The sequence below is a fragment of the Sphingomonas glaciei genome (assembly GCF_023380025.1).
GTDB classification, from domain to species: domain Bacteria; phylum Pseudomonadota; class Alphaproteobacteria; order Sphingomonadales; family Sphingomonadaceae; genus Sphingomicrobium; species Sphingomicrobium glaciei.
On the sequence record NZ_CP097253.1, the window covers coordinates 1,253,930 to 1,274,119 of the forward strand.

Genomic DNA, 20,190 nt, shown 5'->3' on the forward strand with positions numbered 1-20,190 from the left:
GATGGTTCGCTCGCCGCTCCTGCTCGCCGCATCCCTGCTCGCGTTGTCGCTTGGCGGCTGCAACGTCACGACCAAGGACGGCAATACGGCGGAAGCGAACACCGAGGCGGCCGCGGCCGGGACCGCGCTCGGAATCAACCCGGCGGCGCTGGACCGGTCGATCGCACCGGGTGACGATTTCTACCAATTCGCCAACGGCGGATGGATGAAGACGACCGAGATCCCGGCCGACCGGTCGAACATCGGCGCTTTCTACATCGCCGACCAGGTTCGCGAGAAGAATACCCGGGCGCTGTTCGACGAGCTGCTCAAGGCCAACCCCGACGCCGCATCGGACGGAGGCAGGATCGCCAACTACTACAAGGCGTATCTCAACACCGACGCGATCGATAAGGCGGGCATGGCCCCGGCCAAGGCCGACCTCGATGCGATCGCCGCCATCGCCGACAAGAGCGCGCTGTCAGCCGCGATCGGCTCGACCCTCCGGGCCGACGTCGATCCGCTCAACGCGACCAATTACCAGACTGACAATCTGTTCGGGATTTTCGTCACGCAGGGGCTCAACACGCCCGGCGAGACGCTGCCCTACATCCTGCAGGGTGGCCTCGGCATGCCCGAGCGCGAATATTACCTGTCGGCCGACGGCAAGATGGCCGGCCTGCGCGACAAGTATCGTGCTTATGTCCAGCAGGTGATGCAGGCCGCCGGCAATCCCGACCCGGCCGGCGCCGCGGGCCGGGTGCTGGCGCTCGACACCAAGATCGCTCAGGCCCACGCCACCCGCGAGGAGAGCGAGGACTTCAGCAAGGCGGCCAAGGTGTGGACCCGGGCCGAGTTGGAGAAGAATGCGCCCGGGATCGACTGGGGCGCGCTGCTTGGCGCCGCGCAACTGGGCCAGGCGCCCAAGTTCCAGGCCTATCATTCGACCGCGATTCCCAAGCTCGCCGCGCTGGTCGGCTCCGAGCCGCTCGACGCGTGGAAGGACTGGCTGGCGTTCCACACGCTGAACCAGCAGGCAAACGTCCTGCCCAAGCCGGTCCGCGACGCCAGCTTCGCCTTCAACAGCACCGCCCTCCAGGGCACGCCGCAGCCGCGCCCGCGCGACATCCAGGCGCTGAACGCGACCAGCAACGCGCTGCAGGACGCGGTCGGCAAGGCCTATGTCGAGAGGTATTTCCCCGCACCGGCCAAAGCCGAAGTCCAGGCGATGGTCGACAACATCAAGGCCGCCTTCGCCAAGCGGGTCGAGGCGCTCGACTGGATGGCGCCGTCGACCAAGGAAGAGGCGCTGGCCAAGGTGAAGTCGATCGTGGTCGGCGTCGGCTATCCCGACAGCTGGCGCGACTATGGGTCGGTGACGATCGCGGCCGACAATGCCTATGCCAATCAGAAGGCGGCGGGCCTTGCCGAATACAAGCATCAGATCGCCAAGATCGGCAAGCCGATGGACCGCAGCGAATGGTGGATGCCGCCGCAACTGGTCAACGCGGTCAACCTGCCGGTCCAGAACGCGCTCAATTTCCCGGCCGCAATTCTGGTCGCGCCCTTCTTCGATCCCAAGGCCGATCCGGCGTACAACTATGGGGCGATCGGGAGCGTGATCGGGCACGAGATAAGCCACAGCTTCGACAACAATGGCGCGCTGTTTGACTCGACCGGCCGCCTGCGCAACTGGTGGACCCCGCAGGACTTCGCCCGCTTCAGCCAGGCCGGTGACGCGCTCGCCAAGCAATATAACGCCTACGAGCCGCTGCCCGGGCTGCACGTCAACGGCAAGCTGACGCTGGGCGAGAATATCGCCGACGTCGCGGGCCTCGCCGCCGCCTACCAGGCCTATCACGACAGCCTCGGTGGCAAACCCGCGCCGACCATCGACGGCTTCTCCGCCGACCAGCGCTTCTTCATCGCCTATGGTCAGGCGTGGGCGACCAAGATGCGCGAGGAGACGCTACGCGGCCGGATCTCCACCGACGGGCATGCGCCAGGCCAGTATCGCGCCCAGACCGTGCGCAATCTCGATCCGTGGTACGGCGCGTTCGACGTCAAGGCAGGGCAGAAGCTGTACCTGGCGCCCGACCAGCGGGTGAAGGTCTGGTAAGTCACTCCCACTCGCTGTGCGGATGAGCTAGCGGGGCGTCATGCCGACGATCCTGCTGCTCATCTGCTCCAACATCTTCATGACCGCCGCCTGGTACTGGCACCTGAAAGGCGGGATGAGCAAACCGATCCTGCTGGTGATTTTCATCAGCTGGAGCATCGCACTGGTCGCATATTGCTTCGCCGTACCGGCCAACCGGATCGGCTATGCCAACGGCTGGACCGGCGCCCAGCTCAAGATCGCGGAGGAAGCGATCACGCTCATCGTGTTCGGCGGGTTCATGGTCACCGTGCTGGGCGAACCGCTCCACTGGCGGCACCTCGCTGCGTTCGCCTGCATCATGGCCGCTGTCGGTTTTCTGTTCGCCGGCAAGTAAGGCGCGCAACCGCGACTCCATCGCGGACGTTCACCACCCGACTCAACTTTCAGGAGACGGGCGTGTTCATCGACTTCAACCGCGACAATCAGGTGCAGGACAACGAAGCGAGCCAGGAGCAGGTCGAGAGCATCGTCAATCATCGCCTCAGCCGCCTCGACGGCAAGGTGACCAGCGCCCAGGTCCACCTCGCCCACGTTCGCGAAACCAAGTCCAGCAACCCCGATTATCGGTGCTCGATCGAGATCAGGCCTGAGAACCTATCGCCTGTCGCTGCCTCGGCCGAGGGTGCCGGGGTCGACGCCGTGGTCCGCGCAGCCTGCGACAAGGTTCTGCACGCGTATGACAAGGTGGTCGGCAAGCAGGGCGCGCGCTGAGGGTGGACCGCTTCCCTTGTCATTCCCTTAAAGGGTATTAGCCAAGAGGTATCATTGTCAGGCTGCGGCGAAGGGCGAGCATGTCTTACCGATTGCCGCACGAACGATCGGGTCCGATCACGGTCGAGGAATTCTGGAGCGCGCTGAGCCCTGCTCAGCGCCTCCTCCTCGCCGGAGCGATCGCGAACTTTTTCCTGTTCCTGCTCGGCTACCTGCTGATCGGCGGTGACGCGCTGCAGGGGCATCAGGCAGGCGGACGTTATTGGGTGGCCAACAAAGGCGATCTCAGCGAAGTCAGCAAGCTCACCTACCACTACAGCAGCCTGCACGTGATGAGCCTGCTTTTCTCGCATCCGCTCGCCCTCGGCATGATCATTCTCGGTCGAAGCCGTGCCAAAGGCGCGCGCGATGAACCAGCCGGCGACTAGACCCCGATCAACTCGCGCCCAATCAGCATCCGGCGGATCTCGTTAGTCCCCGCACCGATGTCGAGCAGCTTGGCATCGCGCATGAAACGTTCGACCGGCCAGTCCTTCGTATAGCCCGCGCCGCCCAGTGCCTGGACCGCTTCGCCCGCGACCTTGAACGCGCTTTCGCTCGCGAGCAGGATTGCGCCTGCGGCGTCGAAGCGGGTGGTCTTGCCGGCATCGCAGGCCTTCGCGACTTGGTAGACGTAGGCGCGGGCGCTGTTCAGCGCGACATACATGTCGGCGACCTTGGCCTGCATCAGCTGTTGCGACCCGATCGGCTTGCCGAACTGCTTGCGCTCGCGGACGAACGGGATGACCACGTCCAGGCAGGCCTGCATGATGCCGAGCTGGATTCCGGCCAGCACCGCGCGCTCATAATCGAGGCCGCTCATCAGCACGCCGACGCCGCCATTCTCCGGGCCCATGACCTGCTCGGCCGGGACGAAGCAATCGTCGAACACCAGCTCGGAGGTGGGCGAGCCGCGCATGCCGACCTTGTCGATCTTCTGACCGATGGAGAATCCCTCGGTCCCCTTTTCGATCAGGAAGGCGGTGATGCCGCGGCTGCCAGCCTCGGGCGACGTCTTGGCATAGACCACCAGTACGTCGGCATAGGCCCCGTTGGTGATCCAGAACTTCGTCCCGTTGAGGCGATAACCGTTGCCCGACTTCTCGGCCTTCAGCGTCATCGACACCACGTCGGAGCCTGCATTGACCTCGCTCATGGCCAAGGCGCCGACGTGCTCGCCGCTGATCAGCTTGGGAAGGTATTTGCGCTTCTGCTCGTCGTTGCCCCAGCGGCGGACCTGGTTGACGCACAGGTTGGAGTGGGCGCCGTAGCTCAGGCCCACGGAAGCCGACGCACGGGCGACTTCCTCCTGCGCGACGACATGCTCGAGATAGCCAAGACCGAGGCCACCCCATTCCTCCTCGACGGTGATACCGTGAAGGCCCAGCGCACCCATCTCCGGCCACAGCTCGATCGGGAAACGGTCGTCGCGGTCGATCTCCGCCGCCAGCGGCATGATCCGGTCGGTCGCGAAGCGCTGGGTGGAGTCGCGGATGGTGTCGGCCATCTCGCCGAGGTCGAAATCAAGCGTGGGTAAGGACATGGCCGAGCGCTAGCAGAGCCGCGGAGGCTTGGACAAGGCGGCCCGAATGCTTATTGCAGTGCAACATTCTTACACCGGAGTCCGCTTTCATGGCCACCGCATCCGATAACGTCGTCATCCTTTCCTTCGCCCGCACCCCCATGGGGGCGATGCAGGGCGCGCTGGCCGACGTCAGCGCGACCGATCTCGGCGCCACGGCGGTCAAGGCAGCGGTCGAACGCGCCGGCGTGTCGGGCGGCGACATCGACCGCATCTACATGGGCTGCGTGCTTCCCGCGGGCCTGGGCCAGGCCCCGGCGCGTCAGGCCGCGATCAAGGCGGGGCTTCCGACCAGCGTCCAGGCGACCACCGTCAACAAGGTGTGCGGCTCGGGCATGCAGACGGTGATCATGGGCGCAGAGGCAATTCTCACCGGCAATGCCGACGTCATCGTTGCGGGCGGGATGGAGAGCATGACCAACGCGCCCTACCTGCTCAAGAAGCACCGCAGCGGCGCGCGGATCGGCCATGACAAGATCTACGACCACATGTTCCTCGACGGGCTGGAAGACGCCTATGAGGAAGGCCGCGCCATGGGCAGCTTCGCGCAGGCCACCGCCAACGACTATCAGCTTACCCGCGAAGGCATGGACGCCTATGCGATCGAAAGCCTCAACCGCGCCAAGTCGGCGATCGACGGCGGCGGGTTCAAGGATGAAATCGCTCCGGTGACGGTGAAGAGCCGCGCGGGCGAGACGATCGTCGACACCGACGAGGCGCCGGGCCGCGGCCGCCCCGACAAGATCCCGCAGCTGAAGCCCGCCTTCGATAGGGAAGGCACGATCACCGCGGCGACCAGCTCGTCCATCTCCGACGGCGCCGCCGCGGTGGTGCTGGCGCGCGAATCAGACGCTTCGGCCAAGGGCCTACAGCCCGTCGCCCGGATCGTCGCCACCGCCGCACACGCCCAGGCTCCGGCCGAATTCACGATCGCCCCGATCGGCGCGATCCACAAGGTACTCGACAAGGCCGGATGGAGCATCGGCGAAGTCGACCTGTTCGAGGTCAACGAAGCGTTCGCCTGCGTCGCCATGTTCGCGATGAAGGACCTCGGCATCGGCCACGACAAGATCAACGTCCACGGCGGCGCCACTGCGCTCGGTCACCCGATCGGCGCCAGCGGCACCCGGATCATCGTCACGCTGCTGAATGCGCTGAAGCAGAAGGGCCTGAAGCGCGGCATCGCCTCGCTGTGCATCGGCGGCGGCGAAGCGACGGCAGTGGCGGTCGAGCTGGTCTGATCCAGCTCACTGCGTCGGTCAGCGCGGGCGCAGCAGCCCGCGCCGGCCGACCGCAATGAAAACCGCGAGCAGGTAGATCAGGAAGTAGCCGGCGACGAATAGCAGAGGCTCGAACATCGGTACTAGCCCGAGTTGTGCCGCGCCGGCCCAGATACCGAACACCAGGAAGATGAGGTTGGTGGTGGCGACGCCTGCGTCCTTGGCGGCGGCGCGCATCATCTCGTCACCGTGGTTACGGTGGAGGATCGACCAACCGATCAGTCCAAGTGTCGCGCCCGCCGCAACCAGCGTTGCAGTGACCGCGGCAATCATCCCGGTACCAGCCGCCGCAAGCACGCCAACCAGAGCCGCCACCAGCACGAAGCTGACCGCCCCGATGACCAGTACGGAACGCTGCTCTTCCAGCTCCTCGCGATCCTCGACATTAAGGGCGCGAGCGCCGATTCCGGGCGCCATCGCCCCGAGAAGCACGATCAGAGCCATTAGGCCATAGATGAGCGCGGTGCCGATCGCGACCGCGTCGACCGGCCTTACCTCCGCCCCGCTTCGTCCCTCGAACAAGGTCAGCGCGGCGAACATGCCGACACCGCCGCAAATTCCTCCGACGACCAGCTGGAGCAAGATCTTGCGACCCTTGCCGCCAGCGCTCAACGCATTCGTTTCGCTCATGCTTCCGGCTCCCATGCATCGAGGAACAACTGGTCGACTGGCTGGCCGAACAATTTGGCCATGCGCAGCGCCAGCGGGAGGCTCGGGTCGTATTTGTCGGTCTCGACCGCATTCACGGTCTGGCGCGAGACGCCGAGCCGCCGGGCAAGTTCGCCCTGGCTCCAGCCGCATCGTTCGCGATTGTCTTTGACCCGATTCTCCACGGGCCTTTTGTGCTGTAAAGAGCTCTTGTCAGTCAAGAACTCTTTACAGGTTCAATCCTCGACCGTCTCGCCCGGCTCCACGCCCCACAGGTCGGCGACCTTGATGTGGCCTTCGCGGTTGCCGATCTTGATGTGGCACCAGCCTTCGCTGCAGTCGTCGATGCGGCCGACGACGCCGGGCTGGGCGAGGTAGCGGACCCGGCTACCCTCGTCGGCCTTGGTGTGGACCGGACGCGGCGCGCTTCCCCGGACGATCGCGGTGCGGGTGTCGCTGAGCATGGTCCGCAGCATCCAGCCGCGGGTGCCCTCGCTGTCCTCGATCAGGCGCCAGTTTTCATGCAACTTGAGGACCCGGATCGGCAGGTCGCGGCGCTTGTAGAGCCAGATGCCCGGATAGGTGCGGGCGGGCCCCGTACGCATCATCGCCTCGCCGCTCTGGATCGACGCCCAGTAAGGCACGGGGCGGTCCTGCGCCGACGCGCTCGCCGCCAGTCCCAGCAGCGCCAAGCCGGCGAGCCGCTTCATCACGCGCCCGACCGGATCCGTTCCACGAGCTGACCGACGGTGGGGACGAAGCCGTTCGAGTAGAAAGGATCGGTCTTGAACCGGAACGCGGCATGGCCCGCGAACATCAGATTGTCGTCGACCGGTCCGCCGTGCGCGATATCCTGCAGCGTCTTCTGGATGCAGAAGCTGCGCGGATCGGCCAGCCGCCCCGTCGAATTCTTCTCATTGTCGGCCCAGCTCGAAAAGCTGCACTGCGACAGGCAACCCATGCAGTCGGCCTGGTCCTTGCGGATGATCTTTTCTTCGTCCGGCGCGACGAACACCAGCGTGTCGTCCGGCGTCTTCATTGCTTGCGTGTAGCCGGCGCCAAACCATTCGCGGGCGTGCTGCAGATCGCCCTTGGTCACCCAATAATTCTTCTTGGTGCCGATCCCGACATCCAGTTCGAAGGCGTGATCGCCGACCTGCTCGCGCGTGTAGGCGATCTGGCGCTGCGAGCGCGCCTCGAGGTTACGCAGGAACGGCGTCCGCACGGCCGAGCTATAGAAGCCGGTCGGCGAGAATTTGTGAAGCAGGACGTCGCCCTCTTCCAGCGTCGTCAGCCGCGCCTTCCATTCGGGCGGGATCGGGCTTTCCTGGGTGAGCAGCGGGCGGGTGCCGAACTGGAACATGATGCTCCCCAGCTCGGGATTGTCGATCCAGTCTTCCCACTCGTCCAGCCGCCACACGCCGCCGGCCATGACGATCGGCACGCTGTCGGGAACGCCGCATTCGCGCATCATGGTGCGAAGCTCGGCGACCCGCGGAAGCGGCGCCTGGGGGACCTTGGGATCTTCGGCATTGCTGAGGCCGTTATGCCCACCGGCGAGCCACGGATCCTCGTACACCACACCCGACAGATAGTTGGCGAACTTGGAATAAGCCCGCTTCCACAGCGCTCGGAAGGCGCGGCCGGAGCTGACGATCGGCAGGTAGGACACGCCGTAGGAGGCAGCGATCTCGGACAGCTTGTAAGGCATGCCCGCGCCGCAGGTGACGCCCGCCACCTTGCCGCGAGTGCGCTCCAGCACGCCGTGGAGGATCGGTTGCGCGCCGCCCATTTCCCACAGCACGTTGATGTTGATCGCGCCCTTGCCGTTCGACATCTCATAGGCCCGCTCGACCTGCGTCACCGCGCCGTCGATGGCATATTTGATCAGCTCTTCGTGGCGCTCGCGGCGGGTCATGCCGTTGTAAACCTGCGGGATGATCCGGCCTTCGGGGTCGTAGCTGTCGGCGTTCACCGCGCTGACCGTCCCGATGCCGCCGGCAGCGGCCCAGGCGCCCGAGCTCATGTGGTTGGTGGCCGAGACCCCCTTGCCGCCTTCGACCAGCGGCCACACTTCGCGACCGCGGTAGTTTACTGGCGACAAACCCTTGAACACGACATCACTCCTGGCTCTTGCAGTGCAGCGCCTATACTCCGGCCCACCGCAGCCCCAAACGAAAAAGGGGCTGCTGGACCAGCGCCCAGCAGCCCCTTCCCAAGCGACGCCCCTCGCTTAGTAGCGATACCCGTAATTGTAGCCATTGTTGCGGCGGTTGCAGCTGTCCTTGTCGACCTTGCGGCCGAGGAGAGCGCCTACCGCGCCGCCGATGATGGCGCCGGTCGCACCGCTGCCACCGCGGCGGTTGCCGTAATAATCGTAGCTGCGACGGCCACCGGCGATCTTGCTTCCGACCACCGCGCCGGCGACGCCCCCGACGATGGTGCCGGTGGTGCCCGAACAACGATTACCGTAGTAGGTCTGGCCGTTGTAGCCGCCCTGATAACCGCGTTGGTAACCGCGCTGGTAGTTGTTGTTGTAGCCGTTGTTATACCCGCCGTAGCCGGGATAATATTGCGCGCTGGCTGCGCCCGGAATGGCGACGAGCGAGGCGGCGGCGGCAGCGAACAGAAACTTCTTCATGAGCTGGGCTCCTTTGCGTTGGAACCCTTCTGGCCGAGTCGCGGTGTCGCTTGGCTGAACCGCGATGTTGGCGTTCGTTCAGCTAGGCGAGCGCGAAATCGAGCCCGATATCGACCGCCGGCGCCGACTGGGTGATCCGCCCGACCGACACATAAGTTACCCCGGTTTCGGCAATCGCGCGGACGGTGTCGAGCCTGACCCCGCCCGAGGCTTCCAGCGGTACCCGCCCCGCGACCAGCGCTACGGCTTCGCGCAACACCGGCGGCGGCATGTTGTCGAGCAGCAGGCGGTCGGCGCCCGCGGCCAGCGCGGGCTCGATCTGCTCGATCCGATCGACTTCCACCTGAACCGGCAGGCTGGAGCCATAGGCCCGCGCACGCGCTACGGCGGCTTCGACCGAGCCGTTCACCGCGACATGATTGTCCTTGATCAGCAGCCCGTCGTCGAGCCGCATCCGGTGGTTCTGCGCCCCGCCCATCCGCGCCGCATATTTCTCGGGCACGCGAAGGCCGGGAATGGTCTTGCGAGTGTCGAGCAGGATCGCACCCGTCCCCTCGATCGCGTCGACGTAACGGCGGGTCAGGGTGGCGATCCCCGACAGGTGCTGCAGCGTGTTGAGGGCGGAGCGTTCGGCGGCCAGCATCGCGCCGGCCCTGCCCTCGATCCGCATCAGCACCGTGCCGGCCGGAACGCGGCTGCCATCGGCTACGTCGCAATCGAGTGTCACGCCGTCGTCCATCCGGCGGAAGAAGGCGGCGGCGATCTCGATCCCCGCAACCACAATCTCCTCGCGGCAATTCATCGTCGCGGAGAAGCGTGCCTCGGCCGGAATGGTCGCGGCGGAAGTGACATCCCCGCCCTCGCCCAGGTCTTCGGCCAGGGTGCGGGTGACGTATTCGTCGAGGTCGAAGCCGTTGATCATGGCGTTGCTCATGGAGCGGGCGGCCCGCCGGCTCAAGCCTCGGCGGGATCGGCTAGCACTTCCGCCTTGTGCCAGCCGCCGTCGTCCTTGGTGAAGCGGGTCGGCTCGGCGGTCTCGAAGGCGGCGCCGGTCCACCGCTTGAGCCCGAGCGTCACCGACCCTGCTTCGACCTCGAGGATGTTGAAGCTCTGCTCCTCCTCGCGCAGCCGGACCGAGGTGGCGGTGCCGGCCTGCACCACCAGCGCCCCGCCCGCGCGGGTGACGAGATCGCGGGCCTGATGGGTCGAGGCGCGATGGTTGTGCCCGGCCAGCAGCAGGTCGATGCCAAGCTCGTTCACCACGTCGAGCGCCTTTTCCTGCCGGCCGATCGGGCGGCCGAGGATACCCTCGTCGCTGACCGGCAGCGCGAACAGCGGGTGGTGGGTGACCAGCACCTTGAGGTCGCCGACCGGCGCCTCGGCGAAATGGCTGCGGACAAAGTCGCGCTGCTCCGAATTGATCCGCCCATCCTTGATGGTCAGCGACCGCGCCGTGTTGAGGCCTAGCACCGACACGCCGTCGAGCCGGTGCCACGGGCAAAGCGTGTCATCGATATATTTCTTGTAGCGGGCCAGCGGCGACAGGAAGCGGCGGAACACGTCGTACAGGGGCACGTCATGATTGCCCGGCACCGCCAGCATCTCGTGCCCCGCATCGCGCAGCTTGGCGAGAAAGCGGCAGGCTTCCTGATATTGCTCGGTCTTCGCCCGCTGGGTGAAATCACCGCTGATGATGACGAGGTCGGGCGCAGCGGTGTCGACCTCCGCCAGGACTGCGTCGACGATCCTGTCGTCGTGCGCGCCGAAGTGAAGGTCAGAAAGATGTACGAGACGGGCCATGGAGGCTTAATGCGCCGACAGGGCGGCTTGTTTCGTGCGGCCTCGCGCTTAGGGTGCCCAGCCCATGGATCGCACCACCGCAAACACCGGCACGCGCGAGGTGTCCGAGCGCCTCCGCTTCGACGAGACCGCGCTTCAAACCTGGCTGGAAGCGCATGTCGACGGCTTCGTCGGACCGCTGACGGTCAGCCAGTTCAAGGGTGGCCAATCCAACCCGACCTACAAGCTCGACACGCCGTCGGCCTCCTATGTCCTGCGCCGCAAGCCGCCGGGCAAGACCCTTCCGGGCGCCCATGCCGTGGACCGCGAATATCGGGTGATGGAAGCGCTGGGAGGCCAGGGCTTTCCGGTCCCCCGCGTCCACGGGCTGTGCGAGGATGACGACGTGATCGGCACCGCCTTCTTCGTGATGGACATGGTGCCGGGGCGGATCGTGTGGGAAGCGCAGTTTCCCGGCCTGACCCCCGAAGCCCGCGCCGCCCATTTCGACGCGATGAACGCCACCATCGCCCAGCTCCACGGCTATGATCCGCCCGCGATCGGACTTGGTGATTATGGCAAGGCCGGTGGCTTCGTCGCCCGCCAGGTCGCGCGCTGGTCGAAGCAATATCAGGGCGACGTCGAAGCGGGCCGCAACGCCGACATGGACCGGCTGGTCGGCTGGCTGGAGACGCACCTGCCGGCGGACAGCGGCGAAAGCCGGGTGATCCACGGCGACTATCGCTGCGACAACATGATCTTCGACGCCGCCGAGCCGCAGGTGCGGGCGGTGCTGGACTGGGAGCTGTCGACCCTCGGCGACCCCGAAAGCGACTTCGTCTATCATTGCATGATGTACCGCATGCCCGCCGGGCTGTTCACCGGCCTCGCGGGGCTCGACCTGCCTTCGCTCGGCATCCCCAGCGAGGAGGATTACGTCGCCGCCTACTGCCGCCGCACCGGGCGCGAGGGCATTCCGGCGTTCGACTATCTGATGGTGTTCAACCTGTTCCGGCTTGCCGCGATCATCCACGGCATCAAGGGCCGCCTCGCCCGCGGCAGCGCATCCAGCTCGCATGCCGCGGAAAGCGCCAAGGTGCTCGAGCCGCTGGCCGCCATGGCCTGGGCCCAGGCAGAGCAGGCCCGCCTCTAACGAAAAGGCCGCCCCGGTCATCCCGGAGCGGCCCCTTCGATTTAGTTCACCGGGAAGCCCCGGCGCTTCAGCAGCGCCGTCACGTCCGGGTCCCGCCCGCGGAACTGGCGATAGGCTTCGGCCCGGTCGGTCTGGCTACCGGTCGACAGCAGGATCGTGCGGAAGCGATCCGCGATCTGCTTGTTGAACGGATCGCCGGTCTCCTCGAACGCCGCCCAGGTGTCGGCATCCATCGTCTCCGACCACAGGTAGCTGTAATAGCCCGCCGAATAGGCGTCCGAGCTGAACAGGTGTCCGAACTGCGGCAAGCGGTGACGCATCCGCATCTCCTTGGGCATGCCCAGTTCGGCCAGCGTGTCGCGCTCGAATTTGTCGGCATCGACCACCCCGCCCGGCTGCAGGTGCAGCTTCATGTCGACCAGCGCCGAGGACAGATATTCAACCGTCTGGAAACCCTGTCCGAAGGTGTCGGCCCGCTCGATCTTGTCGACCAGGCTCTTGGGCATCGGCTGCTTGGTCTTGTAGTGCAGCGCGAAGCGGTCGAGCACCGGCCGGGTCAGCAGCCAATTCTCGTTCACCTGGCTCGGATATTCCACGAAGTCGCGCTGCGACCCGTTGAAGCTCGGGTAGCGGACGTCCGACAGCAGGTAGTTGATGGCGTGCCCGAACTCGTGGAACAGGGTCGAGGCATCGTCCAGGCTGACCAGCACCGGCTGGCCGGCTTCGGGCTTGTTGAAATTGTTGTTGTTGCTGACCAGCGCCGGGTCCTGGCCGGTCAGGCCGCTCGGCAGGCGATAGCTGGTCATCCACGCGCCCGAGCGCTTGCCCTCGCGGCCATAGGTGTCGAGGTAGAACAGGCCGATGGTCTTGCCTTCGCGGGTGACCTCGAAGGTGCGGACGTCGGGGTGAAACACCGGGACCGACCCGGTATTCTCCTTGAACTGCATGCCGTAGAGCTGCCCGGCGCTCCAGAACATGCCCTGCACCAGATTATCGAGCTGGAAGTAGGGTTTGATCTCCTCTTCCGACAGGTCGTACTTGGCCTTGCGCACCTTCTCGTTGAGGAAGCGCGTGTCCCACGGCTCGACGGTCGAGATTTTCGCCGCGCGGGCGAACGGCGCCATGTCGGCGATCTCTTCCTTGGCCCGCGCGACCGCCGCTGGCCACACCCGCATCATCAGGTCCATGCCCCGCTCGGGGGTTTTGGCCATCGTATCCTGCATCCGCCAGTGGGCGTGGGTCTGGAAGCCGAGCAGCTTGGCGCGATCGGCGCGCAGCTTCACGATCTGCGCGATGAGGCCGTTGGTGTCGTTGGCATTGCCGTTGTCGCCACGATTGACGAACGCGGTCCACACCTTCTGGCGCAGCGCGCGGTTGGTGCCGAAGGTCAGCACCGGCTCGAACGCCGACCGCGTGTTGCGGATCGCGTAGGTGCCGGCAGGCAGGCCCTTGGCCTTTGCGACCGACGCGGCAGCCGCCTTGATGTCGGCCGGAACGCCGGCCATCTCGGCCTCGCTGGCTTGGGTGAAGGTGCCCTCGTCGGCCAGCAGGCGCGCATTGAAGTCGCTGAACAGCGACGCCAGCCGCTGGTTGTAGCCGCTCAGCTGCTGCTTTTGCGCCGGATCGAGCTTGGCGCCGTTACGCACCCGCGCCTCATAGGTCCGCTCGAGCAGGCGCAGCTGCACTGCGTCGAGACCGAGGCTGGCGCGATTGGTGTAAAGCGTCTCGATCCGGCTGAAAAGCTTGGGATCGAGCGTGATCTCGTCACCCGCGGCCGACAGCTTGGGACTCCACTCCTTGTCCAGCGCCTGGATTTCGGGGGTCGACAGATTGTCGGTGTAGACACCGAAGATGCTGCCCACGCGGTCGAGCCGGTCGCCGGCCTTCTGCATTGCCTCGATGGTGTTGGCGAAGGTCGGAGCCTCGGGATTATCGGCAATGGCGCGATATTCGCGGCGCTGCTCGTCAATCGCAAAGGTCAGTGCTTCCGGAAAGTCGCTGGCCTTGACCCGGTCCCACGGCGGAACGCCGCCATAGGCGCCGGTCCAGTCGGCCAGCAGAATGTTGTTCGGGACGGCCGGAGCCGCCTCGACCGGCGCCGCCTCGGCAACCGCGGCAGGGGTGGCGGCGGGCTCAGCGGCCGGCACGGTCGCGCAGCCGGCGAGAAGGATCAGGGAGGAACCGGCAAGAAGGGCAGATTTCAGCATCAAGGAACGACCTCATGGTGGTTGCGAGGGCGTCACTGCCGCCCTTCCCCGTGCCCGCCAAGGCTAAGTTCGACAGACGGGGGTGCATTGGGCCGCACAATAGGCCGTGCCGCTTAACCCAGCATGGCCAAGTCCTTGATCAGCCAAGCAGAAATGGCGCGAGGGGAAGCAGCAGCTTGACGTCGACCGCGACCCCGGCCGCGCGGCGGGCGGCGACGAAGCGAGCCAGATCGTCCCCAGCGACGAGGTGCACGGTGATGTCCTCTTCGCCCGCCACCCCGCCACCCTCGCCGATCCGGCGAACGTCATGGACGCGAACCAGGGTAAAGCTTTCGCTCAGCATGCCGGGCGAGGCGTGGAAATCGCCCAGCCGCTCGACCCTCCCGGCGGTGAAGCCGGTTTCTTCCTCCAGCTCCTTGATCGCGGTCTCCTCGACCGTGGCGCCATCGCCATGGTCGCCGACTAGCCCCGCCGGAAGCTCCAGGCACGGCCCGCCGATCGCAGCGCGGGGTTGCTCAACCAGGATCCACTTGCCGTCATGCTGGGCTAGCACCACCACCGCACGGATACCGCCGACCCGGCCGGCATATTCCCACTTGCCCTTGCGCTGGGCAGTGACGAAGCGGCCCGCCCACATCGTCTCGGGCGGTAGGTCGAGGTCGGGGTCGTGGCTCACAGTTCGATGAGTTTGTCGGGGATCTCGTTCACGTCTTCGCTGGTCTTGGGGAAATGGCGGGTCAGCACCTCGCCCACTTCCTCGACCGCCAGGGCAAGGCCATTGCCGGGCCGTCCTTCGCGAATCTCGCCAATCAACTCGGCCATTGCATCGCCCCAGCATTCGGGTGTTGTGACCTTGGTTACCGCCTCGTCGGCGACGATCTCGGCACGATGCTCGACCAGGCTAAGGTAGATCAGCACGGCGGTGCGGCCGACCGTGCGGCTCTCGGCGGCGGCGCGGAACAGGGCGATCGCCCGGCGGCGCACCCGGCGCTCCTTGGTCGCACCTGGGGTCAGCGCTAGCCGCACCGGCCGCCACTTGAACAGCAGCAGGGCAAGCAGGAAGCCGAGAACCGCAAGGACCATCGCCGAGAACAGCACCTCGCCCGCGCTGGCCGTTTCACCCCAGCCGAACAGGCCTTCCCACGCGCTCGCCAGAACGGCCGACTGCCAGGCGCAGAATGCCAGCACGCCGATCATCGCCGCCACCGCCCAGTGGAGGGCGACATCGTGATAGCTGTCGCTGTCGGCCGACACGATGGTCAGAATCTCGCCGTCGCTGGCGCGTTCCGCCGCGGCGATCGCCTCGCTCACCTTGCGGTGGTCGTCGGGTTCGAGCCGGAGCGTCACCATGATCCCGACGCTCCGCCGCCGCCAAAGCCGCCGCCCCCGCCGGAAAAGCCGCCGCCTCCCCCGAAGCCACCGCCGCCGCCGCCACCGAAGCCGCCGAACCCGCCGCCGCCCTGGCCGCCGCGGGCCGCATGGCTCAGCACGTCAAGGCCCCACAGCACGACCAGCGGATCGACCCCGCCGCCACGCCGCCGCTTGCCGCGATATTTCCGGCCCTGCCCGCGCCGCGCGAAGGACAGGAAGACGAAGCCCACCACCAGGCCCCAGAAGACGATCGGGAAGATCCCGGCGCCGCCTCGCGAACTTTGCCTCGGTGGGGCCTGCGCCTGCTTCTGCGCGGCCTCGACCGCGGCGCGCTCGGCGGCCTCGGGAGGCGCCTGCAATTGCGCAATCAGCGCGTCGGTACCAGCACCGATCCCGCCCGGAAAGTCGCCTGCCTTGAAGCGCGGAATGATCGTCTCTTCGATCACCCGGTTGGAAAAAGCGTCGGTGAGGATCGGTTCGAGCCCGGTGCCGACCTCGACCCGGACCCGGCGCTGGTTGGGCGCGACCAGCAGTATCGCGCCATTGTCGCTCTCCTTCTGCCCAATCCCCCAGGCACGCCCCAGCCGATAGCCATAATCCTCGATCTCGTAGCCGCCGAGGTCGGGCACGGTGGCAACCACCAGCTGGCGGCTCGATTGCTTCTCCAGCGCCTCGAGCTTGGCGGTCAGCGCCGCTTCCTCGGCCGGCGGAATGATGTTCGCGACATCGACCACGCGGCCGGTCAGCTTGGGAAAGTCCTGGGCATGGGCCGGCAGCGACACGCTCAGGACAAGCATCACCAGCAATCCGCGAAGCCAGCTCATGCCGCGCTCCGTCCAAGGGCCATGACCTGGTCGAGGCCGCGCGCGACGCCCGACGCCACCCGGCCTGCCTTGACCTCGGGCGAAATGGCGCGTGCGATCGCCGCGGACTGCGCGGGGTCGCTCAGATTATCGACGCGGACCGAACCCGATCCGACGTCGACCACCAGCATCATCGGCCCTTCAGTGCCGGCCTTGGGCGCGATCGCCCAGGTAACCTGCTCCATCGACTGACCCTCAGCCGGGCGAAGCAGCACGATCGTCAGCTTGCGACCGGTTGCCTCGGCGATTTCCACAATGCGCCTCGCAAGCGACGCCTTGTCGGCAGCGGAAAGGACCTTCGCCTGGTCGATCACCGCCGTGCCCTCGTGCACGGTGACGCGGCGCTCCGGCGTCACTTCCGCGCCGGTGCCGTCGAATTCGCGCACGGTCTCGCCCGCACTGCCCGGCTTGTCGCAGGCAGCGAGGGCGAGCGCCGTCAGCGCGAGGAGCGGCAGCGATCCGCGCACCTTACGACTGGTTGAAGTCGATCTTCGGCGCGACCTCGGCACCCGGAGTGACGGCCTCGAACGGCACCTTGGGCTTGGCGCCGTGGATGATCTTGGCGCCGATCGCGTCCGGGAAGGTGCGGATGGTGGTGTTATAGCTCTGCACCGCCTCGTTATAATCCTGGCGCGCGATCGAGATGCGGTTCTCGGTCCCTTCGATCTGCGCCTGCAGGTCGCGGAAATTGGCGTTGGTCTGAAGCTGCGGATAGGCCTCCTGCAGCTGGCGGAACACCACCGGCGGGGCAAGCCGGGCCTGGGCGTCGGCATAACGCTGTACCGCCGCCGGATCGGACAATTGCTCGGGTGTCAGGCGGATCGAATTGGCCTGCGCGCGCGCTTCGGTGACTTCGCGCAGCACCGTGCGCTCCTGGTTGGCGGCGGCCTGCACTGTCGACACCAAATTGCCGTACAGGTCGGCCCGGCGCTGATACTGATTCTGGACGTTGGCCCACTTGGCGTTGACGTTCTCCTCGGCCGTCGGGACCGAGTTGAGGCCGCAACCGGCGAGCGACAGGGCGGCGAGCGGCGCAAGCAGGCCGAAGCGACGAAGGGTCTTCATGGTCGGTGTTCCCCCTGAGGAAGTTCTGCTGGTGCCTTACGTAGGTGGGACACCGGCCGGCTGCAATGCTACTTCGGCCGGCCGGTATAGCCCGCCGCCTGGCGCAGCGCGTCGCCGTCCATCACGACCCCGTCGCTGACCACCGTCAGCACCCGCCGGAGCGCGCCCAGGTCCTGGCTGACGTCGCCGTCAACGAGGATCATGTCGGCCTCCTTGCCGACCGCGATCGAGCCGGTGCGCTCCGCCGCGCCGACCATCCGCGCCGGGTTGATGGTTGCGGTCTGCAGCGCCGCCGCCTTGCTGAGGCCGCCCTGCTCGTAGAGTTCGAGCTCGCGGACCAGTTCGCGGCCCTCGCCGTCGGTTCCGGCGACGATCGGGACGCCCGCCTTGTGCAGCGCGCCGGTCAGCTCGACCAGCTTGGCCATGCTCTTGCGATAATCGTCGCGGGTGAGGTTCTCGATCAACGGATGGCCGCCGGCCCGGAAGCCGCGGGCGACCAACGGCGGGACGCTGTCGGCATAGGCCGCGACCGGGGCCTGGGGCACCCCACCCTCGCTCGACAGGGTGGATTCGAACACCACCAGGCTAGGGTCGACCCAGGTGCCTTTCTGCTTCAGCTCGGCCAGCATGGCGCGCGCCTCGGCGCTGGTGAGATCGAGGTTGCGGGCATATTTGGCCGGGCCCTCGATCCGCGCCGCGGTATTGGCCTTGTCGACCACCGCCTGCGGCATCAGCTGCATGACGACGAAGTTGATATGGGTGAGCTCGTCATAGCCCGCGCGCACCGCCTCCAGCGGTCGCATCCGCGCCGGCACGTGGCCGTTGACGTGAAGACCGAGCTTCTTGGCTTCTGCCGCCGCGGGGGCGATCCAGGCCGGGTCCATCGAGGTGTAGAATTTCACCCCCCACAGGCCCTTGGCCTTGATCATCCGCACCGCTTCGACCGCCTCGGCCGCGCTTGACACGGTGGTCGCGCCCTGCGCCGCCAGCGGGTCCTTCTTGTCGACGATCGCCTGGAACCAGCCTTCGCCGCCCAGCAGGGTGCCCGCCTTTTGCGCGGCCATCAGGCGCTCAGCATCCTCGATACTGCTGCCGGGGCTGCGATAACTGGTGATCCCGGTCGCCAGATTGGCGATCAGCGCACGCTCGCTGCCGGCGTGGCGGTGGGCGTCCCACAGGCCCGGCACCAGGCTTTTGCCCTGGCCATCGACCGTACGGCCGCCGGCCGGCGCCTTGAGCGATCCGGCCCGGCCGATCCTGGCCACCTTGCCGCCTTCGACCAGCACCGCCTGCGCCGGCAGGAAGCGGCCGCGATCGGCATCGAACAGGGTGACGTTGTCGAACAGGATCGGAGCGCGATTGGCGGGGGCCAGAAAGCTCGCCGCGACCGCCTTGACCTGGCTGCGCTCAAAGTCGCGCTGGATCGGGCGAAGGATCTTGGGCGCAGCTTCGTAGCCGGCGGGAACGAAGGAAATCCACCCGATCGACCCCCACGGCTCGCCCTTCTCGTCGACCCACGCCGACGACGGCGCCATGCCGAACCCGCGGGTCTGGATCAGCCGCAACGTCTTGGGCCCCGCCGGTCCCTGGACGGTCGCGGTGACCGCGGTCTGGTCGAGATAGGCGCGGCCGACGGGCAGCAGCGGCACGCCCGCCGCTCCGTTCTTGCGCAACGCCGCGGAAAGCGCCGATTCCATCAGGAACGGCGGGGCGCCATTATTGACGTAGAAGCCATTGAGTGGCGCCGATCCGCTATCAGCGGCGGCCTTCCATGTTGCCTTGCCGTCGGGACCGACGCTCATCGTCTCCGCGGCGTCGCCCTCCGGCGACACCCCGCGCACCACCAAGGATGTCGGTAATCCGGCCTCGTTCAGACGGACGACGCCGTCGGTCTCGGTGATCCAACCGCGTAGCGACATCGAGAAGCGGCCGGCGCGGCTGCCGTCGGGCTGGTCCCACAACCAGGCATCGCCATGCTTGGCCGAATCGGAGACGACCACGAAATGCTGGGCTCCGGCGGGCGGCACCAGCAGCTTGTCCTTCGGGAGCGGTACGGTGCCGGGGCCCGGCGGATCCTGCGACAGACCGGCGTGGACCCGTCCGTCGAGTTCCTCGCCTGGGTGGGCGAGCGCGGCGCTCGAGGTCGTGATGAGCAAAGCGGCAGCGGCAAGTGCAAGGCGCATGGAATTCCCCCAGATGATGGCGAGAAGCTGGCACGGCGCGACTGCAAAGAAAAGGTGGGAGGCTTCTGTTGCCCGGTGCCTCCCGTACCGCTGGAATCCGATTCTGTTGCCCGGTTCGGTCCAACCGCGCTTAAGCTTTGTAACGTCTGACCGTTAGGCCGTCAGTTACGCAGCAATCGCGAGCGCCTCGTTATCGTTGGCACTTGTGAGAATGACGGTTTTAGGGCCTGTCCAAGCCCGCTGGCAGCAAGCACTTTACTACGCTCGTCGATCCTGTTTCGCCCCCATCAGCGAGACCGCTGGCGCTTGGCCGCGATCCCGGTGGTGGAGGCGCCGGGGTACTGCCCCCCGGGTCCGAAACGCTTATTTCTACCTACACTCTACCAGCATAGCCGGTTGCCCGGCACCGCCAATGTAGGCGCTTGCCGGATGCATTCCAAGTGATGCGTGACGGAACCGAAAGGAATAGGCTGGCGTTGGGCGCCCTCAAGCGGGTAGAGAACCGCGGGTCACAAGAACCACAAGGGG

At 66.5% G+C, this 20,190-nt stretch carries 21 protein-coding genes and 1 other RNA gene; 6 read left to right on the plus strand and 16 right to left on the minus strand.

Going from position 1 to position 20,190, the window contains the following annotated elements:
* Nucleotide 1: 1 nt before the first annotated feature.
* The 4 genes from M1K48_RS06145 to M1K48_RS06160 all read left to right on the plus strand — a co-directional run bounded on the left by M1K48_RS06145 (nucleotide 2) and on the right by M1K48_RS06160 (nucleotide 3,279).
* Nucleotides 2-2,098 carry a M13 family metallopeptidase gene (locus M1K48_RS06145; protein ID WP_249504962.1) on the plus strand — a complete coding sequence of 699 codons (2,097 nt, stop codon included), beginning with the start codon at nucleotides 2-4 and terminating at the stop codon, nucleotides 2,096-2,098.
* Between the two features lie 40 nt (nucleotides 2,099-2,138).
* Nucleotides 2,139-2,474: a DMT family protein gene (locus M1K48_RS06150; RefSeq protein WP_249504963.1), complete on the plus strand. Its 336-nt coding sequence runs from the start codon at nucleotides 2,139-2,141 to the stop codon at nucleotides 2,472-2,474.
* Between the two features lie 62 nt (nucleotides 2,475-2,536).
* A complete protein-coding gene (locus M1K48_RS06155) occupies nucleotides 2,537-2,851 on the plus strand; it encodes an HPF/RaiA family ribosome-associated protein (RefSeq protein ID WP_249504964.1) in 315 nt (104 codons plus the stop codon).
* An 80-nt stretch (nucleotides 2,852-2,931) separates the two neighbouring features.
* Nucleotides 2,932-3,279 carry a hypothetical protein gene (locus M1K48_RS06160; protein ID WP_249504965.1) on the plus strand — a complete coding sequence of 116 codons (348 nt, stop codon included), beginning with the start codon at nucleotides 2,932-2,934 and terminating at the stop codon, nucleotides 3,277-3,279.
* Here M1K48_RS06160 and M1K48_RS06165 read toward each other — a convergent pair.
* Nucleotides 3,276-4,433, minus strand: coding sequence for an isovaleryl-CoA dehydrogenase (locus M1K48_RS06165; protein ID WP_249504966.1), 1,158 nt, complete (start codon nucleotides 4,431-4,433; stop codon nucleotides 3,276-3,278). The two genes, M1K48_RS06160 and M1K48_RS06165, sit on opposite strands and share 4 nt — an antisense overlap.
* 89 nt (nucleotides 4,434-4,522) lie before the next feature.
* On the opposite strand from M1K48_RS06165, the gene M1K48_RS06170 reads away from it, so the two are divergent.
* Nucleotides 4,523-5,713 (plus strand): thiolase family protein, encoded by a 1,191-nt coding sequence (locus tag M1K48_RS06170; protein WP_249504967.1) that lies wholly within the window; start codon nucleotides 4,523-4,525, stop codon nucleotides 5,711-5,713.
* A gap of 18 nt (nucleotides 5,714-5,731) precedes the next feature.
* On the opposite strand, the gene M1K48_RS06175 is transcribed toward M1K48_RS06170, so the two are convergent.
* From M1K48_RS06175 to M1K48_RS06205, 7 genes are all read right to left on the minus strand, one after another.
* Nucleotides 5,732-6,382 carry a hypothetical protein gene (locus M1K48_RS06175; protein ID WP_249504968.1) on the minus strand — a complete coding sequence of 217 codons (651 nt, stop codon included), beginning with the start codon at nucleotides 6,380-6,382 and terminating at the stop codon, nucleotides 5,732-5,734.
* Nucleotides 6,379-6,585: a helix-turn-helix transcriptional regulator gene (locus M1K48_RS06180; protein WP_249504969.1), complete on the minus strand. Its 207-nt coding sequence runs from the start codon at nucleotides 6,583-6,585 to the stop codon at nucleotides 6,379-6,381. Before M1K48_RS06180 ends, M1K48_RS06175 begins: the two co-directional genes overlap by 4 nt.
* A gap of 51 nt (nucleotides 6,586-6,636) precedes the next feature.
* Nucleotides 6,637-7,110, minus strand: a complete 474-nt coding sequence (locus M1K48_RS06185) for an SH3 domain-containing protein (RefSeq protein WP_249504970.1) — start codon at nucleotides 7,108-7,110, stop codon at nucleotides 6,637-6,639.
* Nucleotides 7,110-8,516: an NAD(P)H-dependent flavin oxidoreductase gene (locus M1K48_RS06190; RefSeq protein ID WP_249504971.1), complete on the minus strand. Its 1,407-nt coding sequence runs from the start codon at nucleotides 8,514-8,516 to the stop codon at nucleotides 7,110-7,112. The genes M1K48_RS06185 and M1K48_RS06190 overlap by 1 nt, the downstream gene beginning before the upstream one ends.
* A gap of 117 nt (nucleotides 8,517-8,633) precedes the next feature.
* Nucleotides 8,634-9,041 (minus strand): glycine zipper 2TM domain-containing protein, encoded by a 408-nt coding sequence (locus tag M1K48_RS06195; RefSeq protein ID WP_249504972.1) that lies wholly within the window; start codon nucleotides 9,039-9,041, stop codon nucleotides 8,634-8,636.
* Nucleotides 9,042-9,123: 82 nt separating this feature from the next.
* Complete coding sequence (gene nadC / locus M1K48_RS06200; protein ID WP_249504973.1) at nucleotides 9,124-9,975, minus strand: carboxylating nicotinate-nucleotide diphosphorylase; 852 nt, start codon at nucleotides 9,973-9,975, stop codon at nucleotides 9,124-9,126.
* A 20-nt stretch (nucleotides 9,976-9,995) separates the two neighbouring features.
* On the minus strand, nucleotides 9,996-10,841 hold the full coding sequence (locus M1K48_RS06205; protein ID WP_249504974.1) for a metallophosphoesterase family protein: 846 nt from the start codon (nucleotides 10,839-10,841) through the stop codon (nucleotides 9,996-9,998).
* A gap of 64 nt (nucleotides 10,842-10,905) precedes the next feature.
* Here M1K48_RS06205 and M1K48_RS06210 point away from each other — a divergent pair, with 64 nt between their 5' ends.
* Nucleotides 10,906-11,973, plus strand: a complete 1,068-nt coding sequence (locus M1K48_RS06210) for a phosphotransferase family protein (protein WP_249504975.1) — start codon at nucleotides 10,906-10,908, stop codon at nucleotides 11,971-11,973.
* A gap of 41 nt (nucleotides 11,974-12,014) precedes the next feature.
* Here the strand turns inward: M1K48_RS06210 and M1K48_RS06215 are convergent, their stop codons facing one another.
* The 8 genes from M1K48_RS06215 to ssrA all read right to left on the minus strand — a co-directional run bounded on the left by M1K48_RS06215 (nucleotide 12,015) and on the right by ssrA (nucleotide 20,106).
* Nucleotides 12,015-14,180: a M3 family metallopeptidase gene (locus tag M1K48_RS06215; RefSeq protein WP_249504976.1), complete on the minus strand. Its 2,166-nt coding sequence runs from the start codon at nucleotides 14,178-14,180 to the stop codon at nucleotides 12,015-12,017.
* Between the two features lie 139 nt (nucleotides 14,181-14,319).
* On the minus strand, nucleotides 14,320-14,856 hold the full coding sequence (locus tag M1K48_RS06220) for an NUDIX hydrolase (protein WP_319941207.1): 537 nt from the start codon (nucleotides 14,854-14,856) through the stop codon (nucleotides 14,320-14,322).
* Nucleotides 14,853-15,530 carry a TPM domain-containing protein gene (locus M1K48_RS06225; protein ID WP_249504977.1) on the minus strand — a complete coding sequence of 226 codons (678 nt, stop codon included), beginning with the start codon at nucleotides 15,528-15,530 and terminating at the stop codon, nucleotides 14,853-14,855. The genes M1K48_RS06220 and M1K48_RS06225 overlap by 4 nt, the downstream gene beginning before the upstream one ends.
* The gene (locus tag M1K48_RS06230) at nucleotides 15,524-16,375 is read right to left on the minus strand and encodes a TPM domain-containing protein (RefSeq protein WP_249504978.1); all 852 of its coding nucleotides are present in this window, start codon (nucleotides 16,373-16,375) and stop codon (nucleotides 15,524-15,526) included. Before M1K48_RS06230 ends, M1K48_RS06225 begins: the two co-directional genes overlap by 7 nt.
* Nucleotides 16,372-16,881: a TPM domain-containing protein gene (locus M1K48_RS06235; RefSeq protein ID WP_249504979.1), complete on the minus strand. Its 510-nt coding sequence runs from the start codon at nucleotides 16,879-16,881 to the stop codon at nucleotides 16,372-16,374. Before M1K48_RS06235 ends, M1K48_RS06230 begins: the two co-directional genes overlap by 4 nt.
* A 1-nt stretch (nucleotide 16,882) precedes the next feature.
* The gene (locus M1K48_RS06240) at nucleotides 16,883-17,479 is read right to left on the minus strand and encodes a LemA family protein (RefSeq protein WP_249504980.1); all 597 of its coding nucleotides are present in this window, start codon (nucleotides 17,477-17,479) and stop codon (nucleotides 16,883-16,885) included.
* 68 nt (nucleotides 17,480-17,547) lie between these two features.
* The gene (locus M1K48_RS06245; RefSeq protein WP_249504981.1) at nucleotides 17,548-19,662 is read right to left on the minus strand and encodes an amidohydrolase family protein; all 2,115 of its coding nucleotides are present in this window, start codon (nucleotides 19,660-19,662) and stop codon (nucleotides 17,548-17,550) included.
* A gap of 92 nt (nucleotides 19,663-19,754) precedes the next feature.
* Nucleotides 19,755-20,106: a transfer-messenger RNA gene (ssrA, locus tag M1K48_RS06250) on the minus strand.
* Between the last annotated feature and the right edge of the window lie 84 nt (nucleotides 20,107-20,190).